This is a genomic window from Tistrella arctica (genome assembly GCF_039630945.1).
In the GTDB taxonomy this organism is placed as follows: domain Bacteria; phylum Pseudomonadota; class Alphaproteobacteria; order Tistrellales; family Tistrellaceae; genus Tistrella; species Tistrella bauzanensis.
Genome location: NZ_JBBKTV010000004.1, coordinates 527,059 through 543,407, shown reverse-complemented (window position 1 = coordinate 543,407; position 16,349 = coordinate 527,059). Strand labels below are relative to the sequence as shown.

13 protein-coding genes are annotated in these 16,349 nt (G+C 67.4%); 6 read left to right on the top strand and 7 right to left on the bottom strand.

The window, feature by feature from the left end; genetic code table 11:
- Nucleotides 1-799: 799 nt before the first annotated feature.
- Genes WG924_RS11885 through WG924_RS11875 form a run of 3 tightly spaced genes read right to left on the bottom strand, consistent with a single transcriptional unit; the run spans nt 800 to nt 2,803 of the window.
- Entirely contained in the window at nt 800-1,105 is a 306-nt protein-coding gene (locus tag WG924_RS11885; protein ID WP_345933237.1) for a type II toxin-antitoxin system RelE/ParE family toxin, read from the bottom strand.
- Nucleotides 1,102-1,350, bottom strand: a complete 249-nt coding sequence (locus WG924_RS11880) for a ribbon-helix-helix domain-containing protein (protein WP_345933236.1) — start codon at nt 1,348-1,350, stop codon at nt 1,102-1,104. The genes WG924_RS11885 and WG924_RS11880 overlap by 4 nt, the downstream gene beginning before the upstream one ends.
- Before the next feature lie 58 nt (nt 1,351-1,408).
- Nucleotides 1,409-2,803, bottom strand: a complete 1,395-nt coding sequence (locus WG924_RS11875) for an aminotransferase-like domain-containing protein (protein ID WP_345933235.1) — start codon at nt 2,801-2,803, stop codon at nt 1,409-1,411.
- A 206-nt stretch (nt 2,804-3,009) separates the two neighbouring features.
- Here WG924_RS11875 and WG924_RS11870 point away from each other — a divergent pair, with 206 nt between their 5' ends.
- From WG924_RS11870 to WG924_RS11855, 4 genes are all read left to right on the top strand, one after another.
- The gene (locus WG924_RS11870; protein ID WP_345933234.1) at nt 3,010-4,344 is read left to right on the top strand and encodes a hydroxymethylglutaryl-CoA reductase, degradative; all 1,335 of its coding nucleotides are present in this window, start codon (nt 3,010-3,012) and stop codon (nt 4,342-4,344) included.
- 99 nt (nt 4,345-4,443) lie between these two features.
- Nucleotides 4,444-5,559, top strand: coding sequence for a TRAP transporter substrate-binding protein DctP (gene dctP, locus WG924_RS11865; RefSeq protein ID WP_372044691.1), 1,116 nt, complete (start codon nt 4,444-4,446; stop codon nt 5,557-5,559).
- 91 nt (nt 5,560-5,650) lie between these two features.
- Nucleotides 5,651-6,220, top strand: coding sequence for a TRAP transporter small permease subunit (locus WG924_RS11860; protein ID WP_345933233.1), 570 nt, complete (start codon nt 5,651-5,653; stop codon nt 6,218-6,220).
- Nucleotides 6,217-7,536 (top strand): TRAP transporter large permease, encoded by a 1,320-nt coding sequence (locus WG924_RS11855; protein ID WP_345933232.1) that lies wholly within the window; start codon nt 6,217-6,219, stop codon nt 7,534-7,536. Before WG924_RS11860 ends, WG924_RS11855 begins: the two co-directional genes overlap by 4 nt.
- A gap of 16 nt (nt 7,537-7,552) precedes the next feature.
- Here the strand turns inward: WG924_RS11855 and WG924_RS11850 are convergent, their stop codons facing one another.
- From WG924_RS11850 to WG924_RS11835, 4 genes are all read right to left on the bottom strand, one after another.
- Nucleotides 7,553-8,854, bottom strand: coding sequence for a GAF domain-containing sensor histidine kinase (locus WG924_RS11850; RefSeq protein WP_345933231.1), 1,302 nt, complete (start codon nt 8,852-8,854; stop codon nt 7,553-7,555).
- A gap of 126 nt (nt 8,855-8,980) precedes the next feature.
- Complete coding sequence (locus tag WG924_RS11845) at nt 8,981-10,522, bottom strand: alpha,alpha-trehalose-phosphate synthase (UDP-forming) (protein ID WP_345933230.1); 1,542 nt, start codon at nt 10,520-10,522, stop codon at nt 8,981-8,983.
- Between the two features lie 209 nt (nt 10,523-10,731).
- Nucleotides 10,732-11,535 (bottom strand): trehalose-phosphatase, encoded by an 804-nt coding sequence (otsB, locus tag WG924_RS11840; RefSeq protein WP_345933229.1) that lies wholly within the window; start codon nt 11,533-11,535, stop codon nt 10,732-10,734.
- Between the two features lie 4 nt (nt 11,536-11,539).
- On the bottom strand, nt 11,540-12,433 hold the full coding sequence (locus tag WG924_RS11835; RefSeq protein ID WP_345933228.1) for an SRPBCC family protein: 894 nt from the start codon (nt 12,431-12,433) through the stop codon (nt 11,540-11,542).
- 274 nt (nt 12,434-12,707) lie between these two features.
- Between WG924_RS11835 and WG924_RS11830 the strand changes: the two genes are divergently transcribed.
- Both WG924_RS11830 and WG924_RS11825 read left to right on the top strand, forming a co-directional pair.
- Nucleotides 12,708-13,151, top strand: a complete 444-nt coding sequence (locus tag WG924_RS11830; RefSeq protein ID WP_345933227.1) for a DUF2934 domain-containing protein — start codon at nt 12,708-12,710, stop codon at nt 13,149-13,151.
- The gene (locus WG924_RS11825; RefSeq protein WP_345933226.1) at nt 13,148-16,348 is read left to right on the top strand and encodes a maltotransferase domain-containing protein; all 3,201 of its coding nucleotides are present in this window, start codon (nt 13,148-13,150) and stop codon (nt 16,346-16,348) included. Before WG924_RS11830 ends, WG924_RS11825 begins: the two co-directional genes overlap by 4 nt.
- The last annotated feature ends 1 nt before the right edge of the window (nt 16,349 follow it).

Genomic DNA, 16,349 nt, shown 5'->3' with positions numbered 1-16,349 from the left:
TTGGACAAAGTTTGGCGACTTCATCCTAACCCACTTCCGAGGGCGGCATGGCCACACCCGATCCCGGCATGCCGGGATCGGGTGTGGCGACAACTGTCAGGTAAATACCGTCACATCACAGTATTCCAGATCATCAACCTGCATCGTGGTTCCTCGTATCGGGTGACTGGCAAACCTAGCACCCTCCTGACCGACCGCCCATAATTGAATTCCCCAGCGCTCCCCAACTTCAGCCTTACGGAGGTTGGAATCTAATCTCGAGACTGGTGAGCGCCGAGGGCGGTCGGTCGATAAGGTCGTCTCGGTCAGCTATTGCGTGGCGGCCACTTCAAAGCCGCCATTCCGCTACCGGCCACCTTCGTCTGTCCAACAACCGCCATCCCGGACATCTGCCGTTGCTCCCATCAACCTGCTTTGGCATGCACGAGCAATCTTCCCGAGACGGTAGACGAGGCGTGGAAACCTCGAAACTCTCAGTTGGCCATGGCATCGCTCTGGCCGGATGGTTGTCGCGCATGTCCAAGGCTTTGCCCAAAAGCGGCAGCGCCTGGGCGAGAGGCTAAGTTTCCAACACCCGGCTGAGTTGGGCCATCGTCATTCACACCATGATGGAGACAATAATGGCATAGCCCTTAGAATTTGATCCATCCGACACCGAATCAAAGCTCAGTCACGTCCGTAAATGGCTGAAGCAGATGGGGCTGAAGCAGATGGTGGCCCACTGCTTCACGACCAAGCCGGATTTGCCGTTCGATGTGTTCTGCGTTGTCATCCTCCTACGCGGAGGCGCTACAAAATGTCAGGAGTCGTGCAATGCCGGCCCAAGGTCGCGCAGGGCGTTGATGACGCGCTGAACGGTGACGATCCTCCCGTCCACGGTATACGCGATCAGCAGGCGGCGCTCGAATATCAGCGTCCGCAGGCCGGCGATCAGGTCATCACGGGGCGTTCCGCGATGGGGCAAGTCGGCCAGCGCCGCAATGCGCTGTTCAATTCTGGTCAGATAGCCATCTGCCGTGGGACTATCGGCTTGTGCGCTGACCCATTGGTGAAGCGCAATCAGGTCTTCAATCGCCAGGGCCGAAAGCTGAACGTCACAGGTCATGCCTTGGCGATCGAGGCCCGGACCTTTGCGAACGCCTTGTCGAGCGGCATGGGCGGACGAGGATCAGCCAGGGCCTCCGCAACGCGGACGCGGACCAGTTCGTCCAGCACCGCTTCTTCGCGATCCAACGCGCGCAATCCGGCGCGCATCACCTCGCTCATCGAGGCGTAGCGACCGGACGCCAGATGGCGTTCAGCGTGCGATGCCATCTCGCCGAGTGTTACCGTGATTGCTTTCGCAGCCATGCGTGCCTCCATTCCAATATGATTTTATCATATCGTGCTTGAGCGCGAAACGCCAGTGTCACCCCCCGGCCACACCGCGCATGAAGTCCAGAAACCGCGGCTCGCCGGCATGGGCCACGTTCACCCGGATGGCCGGCGGGCGCGGGCTGCGGTCGGGGGCGAAGACCTGGCCGGGGGCCAGGAAGATGCTGTCGGCGGCAGCGCGGCGGCAGAGCGCCAGCTCGTCGGTGCCGGGCGGCAGTTCCACCCACAGATAGAAGCCCGGATGCGAGGGCGTGGCCACTTTCAGGCCCATATCGGTCAGCGCGCCGGCGGCATGGCTGGATGCCTCGGCCACGCGGCCGCGCAGCCGGCGCAGATGGCGCACGTAATGGCCGCTGGAGATGAAGTTATAGATGAAGCGTTCCACGTAATCCGACGTGGCGACGATCGTCAGCATCTTGATGTCCTGCAATGCCGCCGTGATCGACGGCGCCGCCGCCACGAAGCCCGAACGCAGGCTGGCCGAGAAGGTCTTCGAGAAGGTGCCGACATACAGAACCCGATTCAACTGGTCCAGCGCCGCCAGCCGCGGCGCGCTGGCCGGCAGGATGTCGGCGAAGGCGTCATCCTCGACCACATGGAAATCATGGCGTTCGGCCAGTTGCAGCAGGCCGTAAGCGGTGCCCATGCTCAAGGAACTGCCGGTCGGGTTGTGGCCCTGCGACTGGGTGAAGAAGATCTTCGGCCGCACCTGCGCCAGATGGGTCGCCATATCGTCCAGATCCGGGCCGTCGGGCGTGCGGCGGATGCCGACCATCCGCACCTTGGCCAGCTTCAGCTTGCCGAACAGCGGGTAATAGCCGGGGTCGTCGACGAACACCACATCGCCCGGTTCCAGGTAATGGCGGATGATCAGGTCCAGCGCGTGGTTGGCGCCATAGGTCAGCAGCACCTGATCGGCACCGGCCTTGACCGCGCGGTCCGACAGCATCATGGCGATCCGTTCCCGCAGCGGCAGAAAGCCCCATGAACTGCCATAGCCATGCTCGATCGCCTCGCCCTTCGGCCATTTGAAGCTGCCGAAGAACTTGCCGATTTCCGAGCCTTCCATCCAGGCCTGCGGTGGTCGGCCGTCGCCGGGGCGGACCTCGTAATGCTGATCGAGCTGTTCACGCAGCAGCGACACCACATCCACCGCCGCCTCGACATCCGGATTGGCCAGCTTCGCCGGCCGCCGCGCCACCCCGGTGACATAGAAGCCCGATCCGGGCCGCGCTTCCAGCAGCCCCTGCGCCACCAGCCGGTCGTAAGCCTCGGCCATGGTGTTTTTCGACACGCCATGATCTTCGGCCGCACGGCGCACCGAGGCCAGCCGGTCGCCGGTCTTCAGGCTGCCGGAGGTGATCTGCCCCGACAGAAGATCGACCAGATGATCGATGCGGGTGGGCTGGCGCGGCAGTCCTGCGGGCATGGCTGACGGTGTCCTGATAACCGTGGTCGGAGAATTGTCCCGATGATTTCACTGGGACAGTCGCGCCGATAAAACGTTCAACCGTCCCTTGTTCGTCCCGCCAATCCTAGGACAATTACCCGCCACAGTCCAAGGCCAAGCGCCGTGCCCCGCTGGGCCGGTCCGCAGCCGACATCAGACTGGCCGAAGAAACCGATGGAGGGAACATGCAGGTCGAGCAGCGGGCATCCCGCCCCGCGATCAATTCGCGTCTGGAGAATTACCGCAATCTGGCGCCGGCCGCGCGGCTGGCGCTGATGGCCGATGCCGTCGGCCTGGATGCGGCCGACCGGGCGCTGCTGGCCGATCCCGCGGCGCTGGCCGTCGACCGTGCCAACGGCATGATCGAAAACGTGATCGGCACCTTCCAACTGCCGATGGGCATCGCCACCAATTTCCGGATCAATGGCCGCGATTATCTGATCCCGATGGTGGTGGAAGAACCCTCGGTGGTGGCCGCCGCCTCATACATGGCGCGTCTGGCCCGGGCCAACGGCGACGGTTTCGACGGCGTGGGCTTCCAGACGTCGAGCACCGCGCCGATCATGCGCGCGCAGGTGCAGGTTCTGGGCATCACCGATCCGTTCGGCGCCAGATTGCGGATTCTGGCCGCGCGGGACCGGATCGTCGCCGCCGCCAATGCCCGCGATGCCAAGCTGGTCAGCCTGGGCGGCGGCTGCCGCGATATCGAGGTGCATGTGTTCTCCACCAGCGCCGCCGGGCCGATGGTGGTGATGCATCTGCTGGTCGATGTGCGCGACGCCATGGGCGCCAACACCGTCAACACCATGGCCGAGGCCGTGGCCCCGCTGGTGGAAGAGGCATCGGGCGGCCGGGTGCGGCTGCGCATCCTGTCGAACCTGGCCGATCTCAGGCTCAGCCGCGCGCAGGTGACGGTGGCGCCCGAGGTGCTGACCACGCGTGAGGTCGCGGGCGCCGACATGATCGCCGGGATTCTGGAAGCCCATGAACTGGCGGTGATCGACCCCTATCGGGCGGCGACCCACAACAAGGGCATCATGAACGGCATCGACCCGGTGGTGGTCGCCACCGGCAATGACTGGCGGGCGATCGAGGCCGGCGCCCATGCCTATGCCGCGCGCAGCGGCCGCTATACCTCGCTCACCACCTGGGAGATGAACGGCGCCGGCCATCTGGTCGGCACGCTGGAAATGCCCATGGCGCTGGGTCTGGTCGGCGGCGCCACCAAGACCCATCCGATGGCGCAGGCGGCGCTGAAGATCCTGGGTGTCGAAACCGCGCAGGAGCTGGCCGAGATCACGGTCGCGGTCGGTCTGGCCCAGAACATGGCCGCCCTGCGGGCGCTGGCCACCGAAGGCATCCAGCGCGGCCATATGGCCCTGCATGCCCGCAACATCGCGATCGTGGCCGGCGCCACCGGCGACGAGATCGAAGCGGTCGCAAAAACCCTGGCCGCCGCCCATGACGTGCGCGTCGACCGGGCGCGCGAGCTGCTCGACGCGCTGCGCAAGCGCGGCTGACCGGGCGGGCGGCCTTCGGGCCGCCACATCAATCCTGCTGACACATCTTCGTGCAGCCGGCTAAACCAAGAACACGCCAGATCCTAGGGAGACGGACAGATGACGCCGACCAAGACCATCGTCACGACCGGCACCGCCGCCGGCGACGCCCTTGCCAATCCTGATCGCCGCGGCCTGCTGAAGCGCGCGGGCGGCGTCGCCGTCGCCGGTGCCGCGGTCGCCGCCGGTGCCGCCACCTTCGCGGCCCCCCATGTGGCACGGGCCGCCGATCCGGTGACCTGGCGCATGCAGGCGCTGTGGGATGCCAACACCACGCCGATGAAGTTCGAACAGGTCTTCGCCGACCGGGTGAAGGAACTCACCGATGGCGGCTTCCAGATCCAGACCTTCACCGCCGGCCAGCTTGTGCCCGCCAATCAGGCCTTCGACGCGGTCCGCGCCGGCGCCTTCCAGATGATGAAGACCTTCGATGGCTATGAGGCGGGCAAGATCCCGGCCTTCGCCTTCACCTCCACCATCCCCTTCGGCTTCCCGGAAAGCGACCAGTACGAGGCGTGGTTCTATGAACTGGGCGGTCTCGACATGGCGCGCGAGGCCTATGGCAAGGCCGGGCTGATGTATATCGCGCCCACCGTCTATGGCCAGGAGCCGATCCATTCCAAGGTCAAGATCACCTCGGTTGCCGAATTCGCCGGCAAGAAGGGCCGGTTCGTCGGCCTCGCCAGCAGCGTGATGGGCGCCATGGGCGTGTCGGTGACGCCGCTGCCGACGGCCGAAGTCTATTCGGCGCTGGAGAAGGGCGTGATCGACATCGCCGATCGCGGTGATCTGACCGCCAATCTTCAGGCCGGTCTGGCCGAGGTCGCCAAGTTCCTGATCCTGCCCGGCGTGCACCAGCCGACCACCGCCACCAGCTATGTCGCGAACAAGGCCGCCTATGATGCCCTGCCCGCGCCTTACAAGGCGGCGCTGGCCACGGCGGCGCGTGAGGTTTCGGCCGCATTGCGTCAGCACAATGTCGTGCAGGACGTGGCGGCGCTGGCCAAGTATCGCGAGGCCGGGGTCGAGATCGTCGAACTGGACCCGGCCGATATCCGCGCCAGCCGGCCCAAGGCCGAGGAACAGTGGCGCGTGGCCACCAAGAACGACCCGCTGGCCACCCGCATCCTCGACAGCCAGGTGGCGTTCATGACCCAGTTGGGCCTGCTCGGCTGATCCTGGCCCGTTGTCTTCGGGGCGGCAGCCTTCCCGGTCCTCGGGATGGTGCCGTCCCGTTCCCGTTTCAAGAACCGGCGCGGAGGCATGCATGTCCGGCCTGCTCGCGGTGGTGCGTGCCTATTACCGGGCCGTCACCGCCTTCAATCGCGGCCTTGCCCAGGTGGTGGCGGTGGTGATGTTCGTCGTGGTCCCGATCATCCTGTTCGAAGTGGTGTCGCGCTATTTCTTCGCGGCGCCGACAAGCTGGGCGATGGAAAGCGCCACCCTGATCTTCGGGCCCTATTTCCTGCTGGCCGGCCCCTGGCTTCTGCACGAGGGCGGCCATGTCAACATCGACATCGTCTATAACGCCATGCCGCGCAAGGTGCGGCTGGCCTTCGACTGTTTCGGACGCATCGTGATCATGGGGTTCTGCTGGGTGCTGGCCGATCTGTCCTGGCCGCTGGCGGTCAATGCCTGGGAACTGGGCGAGACAAGCTTCTCGTCGTGGAACCCGCAGATCTGGTGGACCAAGTTCTTCCTCCCCGCGGCACTGGCCCTGTTGCTGTTGCAGGCGCTGGCCGAATTCCTGCGCGCGGCGGCGCGGCTGGTGGCCGGCATCGACCCGGTCACCGGCGCCGACGACCATGCGGCCGCCGCTGCGGGAGACGCCGCATGAGCGCCTTCGGTTCGGAAAGCGTTTTGCTGTGGATGTTCGCAGGCCTGGTCGGGCTGATGCTCACCGGCCTGCCGCTCGCCTTCGTGCTGGGTGGCCTGTCGATCCTGTTCACCGTGCTGTTGTGGGATCCGGCGGCCCTCACCATCACCGTGCTGCAGATCTTCGACACCATGCGCTCGGAATCGCTGATGTCGATTCCGCTCTATGTGCTGATGGCCAGCGTGCTGCAACGGTCGGGCATCATCGAGGCGCTGTACCGGGCGATGGAGCTGTGGTTCACCCGCATTCCCGGCGGCCTCGCCATCGGCACGGTGATCATCTGCACGATCATGGCCGCGATGACCGGCATCGTCGGTGCCGCCGTCGCCGCGATGGGCATTCTGGCGCTGCCATCGATGCTGAAGCGCGGCTATGACCAGAAACTGGCGCTGGGCACCATCTGCGCCGGCGGCACGCTGGGCATCCTGATCCCGCCATCGGTGGTCACCATCGTCTATGCGGTGACGGCGCAGGTGTCGATCGGGCAGATGTTCGTGGGCGGCATCGTGCCGGGGCTGCTGCTGGCCAGCCTGTATGTCGGCTATATCGTCATCCGTGGCCTGATCAACCCGAAACTGGCGCCGCGGGGCGAGCTGGACGTGCCGCTGGCGGTGCGCATCCGCGCCCTGCGCTCGCTGATCCTGCCCTTCCTGATCATTCTGGGCGTGCTGGGCAGCATTTATGCCGGCATCGCCACCCCGACCGAGGCGGCGGCCGTGGGTGTGCTGGGCGCCGTGCTCTCGGCGGCCGTCGAAGGCCGGCTGCGGCTGCCGATGCTGGCCGGCGCCGGCATGGACACGCTGAGGGTGACGGCGATGATCCTGTGGATCACCATGGGCGCCAAGGCGTTCGTGGCGATCTTCACCGGCACCGGCGGCGCGGATTTCCTGCTCGATTTCATCCGCGACCTGGATGCCAACCGCTGGGTCATCCTGCTCGCCATGATGGGCGTGCTGCTGTTCCTGGGCCTGTTCCTGGACGAGATCGGCATCATCCTGCTCTGCGTGCCGGTGTTCCTGCCGGTGATCCAGTTCCTGGATTTCAACCCGCTATGGTTCGGCATCCTGTTCATGGTCTCGGCGCAGATGGCCTATATCACCCCGCCCTTCGGCTATACCCTGTTCTATCTGAAGGGCACCCTGCCGCCTGAAATCGGCATGGGCACGGTCTACAAGGCGATCATCCCGTTCGTGGGCTTGCAGATGCTGGGCCTGCTGATCTGCGCCGCCTTCCCCGAACTGGTGCTGTGGCTGCCGGGGCTGATGGTCGGGAAATGACCGCGCGCCCCACTGGTCACATCGCCTGATGCATGGCGTCGGTGGCGGCCTCGGCGCAAAGCGGCAGGGTGATGCTCAGGCTGGCGCCGCCGGTATCGGGGTTGCAGGCGGTCAGGCTGCCGCCCTGAGCGGCGATCAGCCGGGCGGTGATGGCCAGGCCAAGACTGGTCGACAGGCTGCCACCATCGCCACAGGCATAGACGTCGGTGCCGCGACCGGCGAAGGGATCGTCCAGATGATGGATGATGTCGCATGGCAGGCCGGGGCCGTGATCGGTGATGGTCACGCGGGCAAGGCCGATGCGCGGCAGGATGTCGGCGGCGACCTCGATCCGGCCGCCGGCGGGGCTGTGGCGCAGCGCGCTCGACACCAGGGTCAACATGGCATGGGTCGTGGCATCCCGATCGACCCGCACCACCACCGCCGGCGGCGTGCCGGTTGTGGCAGCGCCGAGGCGCTGCCGCACGATCTGCACCGCCCGGCGTGATGCCTCGTCATTCATTCCGTCCAGCACGGTGTCGAGCAGGTCCGTCAGGTCGACGGCGGCGGGCGCCAGCTTCCAGGCACCGGCATCGATCCGCGCCAGATCCAGCACATCGTCGATCAGCCTCAGCAGATGGGCGGCGCTGTCGTGGACATGGCCGGCATAGCTGCCATAGATCGATGGCGCCACGGCGCCCAGCCGGCCGTCGCGGATGATTTCGCTGAACCCCATCACCGCATTCAGCGGCGTGCGTAGTTCGTGGCTCATGATCGACAGAAACCCCGACCGGGCCCGATCGGCCAGTTCGGCCGCTTCCCGTGCCGCCGCCCTGTCGCGCTCGGCATTGCACGCCGCCAGCCGCAATTCGATATGGTCCATCACGATGGCCGCCAGATCGGCCAGCGTCGCCATCTGATCGGCCGTCACCGCCCGGGGCTCGTGGTCGATCACGCACAGCATGCCAAGCTTGTAACCACAGCGCGTGACCAGCGGATGGCCGGCATAGAACCGCAGCCCGAACGGCCCGGTGACCAGCGGGTTGTCGCACAGCAGCGGTTCGCCCGTGACATCGTTCAGAACCCAGGGGCCATCCTGAAGGATCGCCGAGGTGCACAGCCCGATATCGCGATCCATCTGGTTGAAATCGAGGCCGTGACGCGATTTGAACCAGATCCGGTCCCGATCGACCAGGCTGATGATGGCGACCGGCGCATTGAACAGCCGCGCCGCCATCGCCGTGATCCGATCCAGAGTCTTGTCCGCCGGCGTGTCGAGGATATCCAGACGATGCAACGCCGACAGTCGCGCCGCCTCGTCCTTCAAATCGGTTGCCATGATCGCCATCGCCTGCCTCACATCTGATCTATCGCCGGTGATGATGCGGGACAATCATTGTCGATCTGTAAAGAAACACGCCTATCCTGACATATTTTCTCTTCAATGAACGTGCCGCGCGGGCGATCAGGCATCTCCCATCGCGCGCAACGCCATGGTGCCGAAAGATGGGGCGGCACTGCCGTCACCATGGCGCAACTCCACCTTTGCCGGGGCATCCTCGCCCGGCAGTCGCGGAAAGTCGCGGCGGTTCAACCGGCCCGCCGGCGGGTGCACGGTCGGGTTGGCGGCATCGGCCAGGGCCCGCACGAAGCTGCGCCACCAGCGCCCGACATCATTGGTGCTGATCACCGCCATCATCGCCTGCCAGCGTTCACGCCGTTCGTTCAGGCTCATGGTCAGGCCCTGATGCAGCTTGTCGGCGGTCTGGGCGTGGTCCAGCGGGTTCACGATCAGGGCGGTTTCCAGCTCCTGGGCGGCGCCGGCGAAGCGCGACAGCATCAACACGCCGGGATCCTCCGGGTTCTGCGCCGCGACAAATTCCTTGGCGACCAGATTCATCCCGTCATGCAGCGGCGTCACCAGCGCCATCCGCGCCATGCGCAGCACGCCGGCCAGGGTCTCACGCGGAATGCCGCGATTGATATAGCGCAGCGGCAGCCAGTCGGGTTCCGAGAACCGGCCGTTGATCCGCCCGCTCACCTCTTCCAGCTCGCGCCGGATCGCCACATATTCCGGCAGCTTGCTGCGCGATTGAGAGGCGATCTGCAGGAACGACATCGTGCGGTGCAGCTCCGGGTGGCGCTCCAGCAGGCATTCATAGGCCAGCATCCGATGCGGCAACCCCTTGGTATAATCCAGCCGGTCCACCCCCAGCACCAGCGACCGTCCGGCCAGCCCGTTCTGCAACTGCCGGCAGTAATCCGACCCGGCATGCGCCTCGGCGGCCTTGGCAAAGGCCATGGGGTCGATCGAGATCGGAAAGACCGAGGCCCGGCACTGGCGCCCGAATGCGTCCACCCGGCCATCCATCGACACGGTGCCCTGCGCCTCATAGCGGATGTAATCGTGGAAGGCGCGCAGATCCGTCCCGGTCTGGAAACCGATCAGATCGGCGTGGCACAACCCCTCGATCAGGCGGCGGTGTTCGGGCAGGGCCGCGAAAGTCTCGGCGGCCGGAAACGGCGTGTGGAGGAAGAAGCCGATCGGGTTGCGCAGGCCGCGCCGGCGCAGTTCCTGGGCCGCCGGCATCAGGTGATAGTCATGGATCCAGATCATGTCGTCGGGATGCAGGAACGGCATCAGCCGCTCGACGAACTGGATGTTCACCGACTGATAGGTGGAAAACCGCTGCGCCGAATGATGCATCAGATGCGGCGCGCTGTGCAGCACCGGCCACAGCGCCTCGTTGGCATAGCCGTTGTAATAGCCGCGATGATCGGCCGGGGTCAGGTCCATGGTCGCGACCCGATAGCCGCCCGGCTGGGGCTCGGGCGGCTGCACGGCGGGGGTTTCGCTCAACGCCCCGCTCCATCCGAACCACAGGCCGGCGGTTTCCGACAGGGCCTCGCGCACCGCCACCGCCAGCCCGCCGGTGGCGCCGGCATCGTCACGCGACTGCGGTTCCGCCCGTGCCACGCGGTTGGAGATCACGACAATACGTTTCAAGATCCGTCCTCCAAGCTCACGGCTGCATCTCCGGTCCCGGCCAACGCCGATGCCATGTGCCAAGCCCTGTGGGTGCCTTCTGACCTGACTTTTCACTCTTGGATCCACAACGCGGAACCGGCCCGAAAGTTCCATTTCGGGCCGGGTGCCGGTGCCGGGCAGCCAGATCGCCAACCCGGTTTTCATCTCGCTGTCTCAAAGGCTGGCCGTCAGGGGGCCAGCCCGTGCAGCCAGTCGCGAAACAGCCCGGCATCGGGAACCATCCAGCGCGCCGCCGTGGCGGGTGCCCCCGGGATTGCCGGTGGCGGTGGCGGCCCGACGCGGATGGAATGGCCGCCGAAGGCATTGACCATCGCGAAGCCGTCCTCATCGGTGACGTCATCGCCGATGAACACCGGAATCCGGCCGCGAAACGGCGCATCCTGCATGAAGCCGCGGATCGCGGTGCCCTTGTCGGCGCCGGGCATCCGCACCTCCACCACCATCTTGCCGGGCACCACGGTCAGCGGCGGATCGGTGACGGTCGCCACCGCCCGCGCCACCCGGTCCACCGCCGGCCCTGCCGCCGGCCGGGCGCGGTAATGCACGGCATAGCCGCAGGACTTCCGCTCCATCAAGGTGCCGGGCGTGTCGGCCACGAACCGCTCCAGCACCTGACCCGCCCCGGTGAAGCCAACCGCCAGCGGCACCGGCGGATGGTCGCGCCGCTCCAGCCCGTGCTGGCCTGCCGCCGGCAGCACGGCCGGATGAAACAGCCGGTCCAACTCGCCCAGTGTCCGGCCGCTGACCAGGGCCACCGCGCCACCGAAGCGGCCATGCAGCCGCTGAAGCAGCTCGGGCAGGCCCGGTGTCACCACCACCGCATCGGGGGTGGGCGCGATATCGATCAGGCAGCCGTCGACATCCAGAAACAGTGCCCAGTCCGGCATCGGCTCGGGCAGCAGCCCGGCCGGACCGGTGGCGGCATCGGTGCCGCTGCCAGCCCCGACGGCCGGCTGTTCCCCGCCGCTCATCTCCTCAAGCTCCCGCCGGCTTGCTGCCCGTTCCGGACTGCCGGCCGGGCGTGAACGGCGCCGATGACGGCGCCGAGGCCCGCGCGCTGCCGCTGCCGGTCGTGCCGGGCGCGCCAGTCGGAGACGTGCCGGGCGCGCCGGTGGGAGACGTGCCGGGCGCGGTGTTTCCGGCCGACCCGCTTCTGCCGGCGCCCTCCTCCTCCATCCGGCGGCGGAAGCGGCGCAGATCGTCGACGAGCTGGCGCTTGGGATGGCGCGGCAGCAGCCACTGGCCCAGCCGCCCCAGCAGGCCCGCCGGCACCTCATAGCGCAGCGTCACCACCATTTCGGTGCGCGGCCCGCCATCGCCGTCGGCGCTGTCGTCGGGCAGGAATTCGACCATGCCGCTGTTCTGAACCTCGGCATCCTCGGTGGTCTCCCACGCGATCCGCCGGTTGGGGATGTCCTGGGTGATCTCGGACACGAAGGACAGGCTGTCGCTGGTGGGGCTGTCGATCACCCAGCGCGAGCGCCGGTCGTCGATCGCCTGCACGCTGTGCACATGCGACAGGATACGTGGCAGGTTCTCGACATCCCGCCAGCGGGCATACAGTTCCGATGCCGGCCGGTCGATGGTCACCGAGGCGTGGACCTCCGACGTGCTGTGGCCGTTGATCTCGCTGGTGTCGCGGGTGTCGATGCCCAGCTTTTCATACAGCGCGCAATGGCCCTGCAGCCCGCGCGCGATCAGCATGCCGCCGGTCGCCACCGAGGCGATGCCGCCCAGGGCGCCCAGCCGGTCTGACCGCAGGCCGTGGCGGACAAGCCAGACGCCCGCCGCCAGGGACGCCACCTGTTCAAGCGTGTGGATATTCGCCTGATTGCCGCTGTCGGCGTTCTGGTCTCGGGACTTGGCCATGATCAGCTTCCTTGTCATCGGGCAGGGTATCGGACACCGACGGCGATCCGGCGGGCCCAGGGGTGCGGGCGAGCCGTCTGCCGCCCCGGACCAGCACAACCCGTCGCGGTGCGAAGGGTTCCAGAGCTGGCGACAGGGGCCGGCGACAGGGGCCGGCGACAGGGGCCAGCGACAGGGGATCGCTCACGGAACCATTCGCGCCGCCTGCGGGTTGATGCTCCGAGATGAAGCGGCCCCGCCAGCCGCCCCCGCCCGACGACGAGGATCAGCCGGCATGCAGGATCAGAAGCGCCCGACACCGACGCATCCGGGCACAGGCTATGAAGATGACGACGCCCGTCACCGGCGCCTGCGCGAGATCGCCCACCGGATCTGGGAGGCGGATGGCCGCCCGGAGGGCCGGGCCGAGGCCCATTGGCTGGCGGCCGAGGCCGAACTTGCCGCCGAAGAGGCGGCCCGCGACAGCGTGGTGGCCGCGGAGAACGGCTGTGGCCCCGAAGAGGGTGGTCCTGCCCCCGGCATCCGCGCCCGTCGCGCGCTCGCCAAGGCCAATGAGAGCACGGGGAAGACCGGGCCGGAGAAGACCGTCGCAAAAAAGAAGCCGGCCAGAACCAGGCCCGCATCCGGGGCGGAGGCCCCCGGTCTCACCGACACGCCCGCACGCACCCCCACGCCCGCCCCACGTGGCCGCACCCGCCGCCCGTCGGAGGACGCATGACCCCGCAGACCCGGACGACCGGCCCGCTGCCCGCGATGGCGGACGGGCACTGGCGGCCGCGCATCTGCCTGCTGCCCGCCGCGACCGCGCTGGACCCGCAGGCCCTGACCGCCGCCGCCGCCCATGGCCGCGACCTCGGCTTCAGCCATCTGCTGCTGGCAGGGCCGCTGGTCGAGGCCCGTGTGGCGCCTTCCGTCGCGATCACGGCCGAGCACGGTCTGGGCCTTCTGGTCGATCTCGATCCCGCGGCCGGTTTTGCGGTCGATGGCGCCGATCCGCGCCAGACCGGCGGTGACCATGGCCGGAACCCGGCCGGGCCGTCGGGCGGTGATGCCGGCCGGCAGGTCGACCGGATGGCCGGGCAACTGGCCGGTCTGGCCGCCGCCGGTGTCGCCGGGGTGCGCTGCATGGCGCCCGCAGCCCTCGGCGGCGCGGACTGGCGACGGGTGATCGATCGGGGCCGGCAGGCGCGGGGCGATCTGCGCGCCATCGTCTGGACCCATGGTGTTGCCGCCCATGTGGTGGCGGGGCTGGAGGGTTGCGGCTTCGACGCCGCGGTCGCCTCGGATGCCTGGTGGAATATGGCCGATGACTGGCTGTATCAGGAGATCGCCCGGCTGGCGCGGATCGGCAGCGTGCTCACCTGCCCGGAGGTGCCGTTCGGGCCGCGTCTGGGCGAAACCGCCGGCAGTATTGCCGCGGCACAGGTCGCGGCCGCCCGCGCGTTGAAACTGGCGCCGTGGCTGTTCGACGGGCTGATCCTGCAGGCCGGTTTCGCCTGGGGTGACCCCGATCCGCTGCGCCCGGACGCCGTGCCCCGCCCCCGCCCGCCACACCCCGCCTTCGATCTGGCCGCCGCCGTGCGGGTGGCGAATGCCGGCTTCGACCGCCATCCTGTCGATGCTGCGGCCGCCGACGCCGCGCCCCGGGCGCCCGGGCGGCCGCTTCAGGTGCTGACCGGCGATGGCGGCGGATTGACCGCGCTGCTGATCGACGGCGACCCAGCCCGGCTGCTGCTGATCAACCGATCCACCCATAAACCTCTGACGATCGACCCCCATGCCCTGCTGGCACGGCAGGACCGGGTGCAGGTGCTGGAAGGATTGACCCCCGGTCTGCCGCTGACCCTGGCGCCGGGCGGTGTTCAGGCGCTGGCCGCCACGCCGTCGACGCCGGTGCGCGGCCGCGACCCCGGCACGCCGGCCAGGGCCGCCGCCGCCCCGCGCATCGCCATCGAGGGCGTGACGCCGCTGATCGATGGCGGCCGCTATCCGGTGCGCCGCCGGCTGGGCGACAGCCTGACGGTGGAGGCCGATATCTTCGCCGACGGCCATGACGTGCTGAAGGCGGTGCTGCGCTGGCGCCCCGATGAGGAGAGGACCGGCGAGGAGAGGACCGGCGAGGAGAGGACCGGCGAGGAGAGGGGGGACGACGACGACACGCCCTGGCAGGAAGCGCCGATGGTGCCGGTGATCAACGATCGCTGGCGTGGCCGGATGCCGCTGAACCGGTTGGGGCGCGTGCGGTTCGAGATCATGGCCTGGCGCGACGCCTGGGGATCGTACCGCGCCGATCTGGCCAAGAAACAGGCGGCGGGCGCCGTGCGGGCGGTGGATGTCGATGACGGACTGGCGCTGCTGAAAGCCCATGGCATCAACGACATCGCCCAAGACGTGGAGACCGCCGCCGATCAGACGGCGCAGGTCGCCCGCATGCTCGATCAGGAAACCCGCGACGCCATGGCGCTGGTCGATCCGCGCCCCTTCGCCAGCGCCACCCCCACCGATTATCCGGTCGAGGTGGAACGCCGACGCGCCGGCTATTCGGCATGGTACGAGCTGTTCCCCCGGTCGGAAACCGACAGCCCCGACCGGCATGGCCGGTTCCCCGACGTCATCAGGCGCCTGCCCGATATCCGGGCCATGGGCTTCGACGTGCTGTACATGCCGCCGATCCATCCGATCGGGCGCACCAACCGCAAGGGCCGCAACAACAGCCTGATCGCCGGCCCCGACGATCCGGGCAGCCCCTATGCCATCGGCTCGAACGAGGGTGGCCACGACGCCATCCATCCAGCGCTTGGCACGCTCGATGATTTCCGCGCGCTGGTGCGAGCCGCCGCCGCGCTGGATATGGAGGTGGCGCTGGATTTCGCCATTCAGTGTTCGCCCGATCACCCCTGGCTGCGCGCGCATCCCGACTGGTTCGCCTGGCGGTCCGACGGCTCGATGCGCTATGCCGAGAACCCGCCCAAGCGCTATGAGGACATCGTCAATGTCGACTTCTATGCCGACGGCGCGGTGCCCGATCTGTGGCAGGCGCTGCGCGATGTCGTGGCCTTCTGGGTCAATGAAGGCGTGCGGCTGTTCCGGGTCGACAACCCGCACACCAAGCCCTTCCCGTTCTGGGAATGGCTGATCGCCGACATCAAGCGCGACCACCCCGACACCGTGTTCCTGGCCGAAGCCTTCACCCGGCCCAAGGTGATGTACCGGCTGGCGAAGATCGGCTTCGCGCAGTCTTATACATACTTCACCTGGCGCCACACCAAGTCTGAACTCACCGCGTATTTCACCGAACTCAGCACGCCACCGGTGGTGGATTTCTTCGGGCCGCATGTCTTCGTCAACACGCCCGACATCAATCCCTATTTCCTGCAGACCGCCGGCCGCGCCGGCTTTCTGCAACGGGCCTGCCTCGCCAGCATGCTGTCGGGGTTGTGGGGCATGTATAACGGCTTCGAGCTGTGCGAGGGCGCGGCCCTGCCCGGGCGCGAGGAATATCTCGACAGCGAGAAATATGAAATCAAGCCGCGCGACTGGAACCGGCCCGGCAATATCCGCGCCGAAATCGCGATGCTGAACCGTATCCGCGACCAGAACCCCGCCCTTCAGGACAATCGCGGTCTGGTCTTCCACAGCATTCATCACGACCAGATGCTGTTGTTCAGCAAATCGACGGCACTGGGCGACAACGTGGTGCTGGTGGCGGTGAACCTGGATCCGCACAACGCCCATGATGCCGCCATGGATCTGCCCTTCGACCTGTGGGGGCTGGAACCCGATGCCGTGCTGCCGGCCGAGGATCTGGTCACCGGCAACCGTTTCACCTGGGCGGGCCGCCAGCATCATCTGCGGCTCGACCCTGCCTGGCTTCCCTTCGCGATCTGGCGGGTCCGCCCGCCACAGAAAGGCTGAA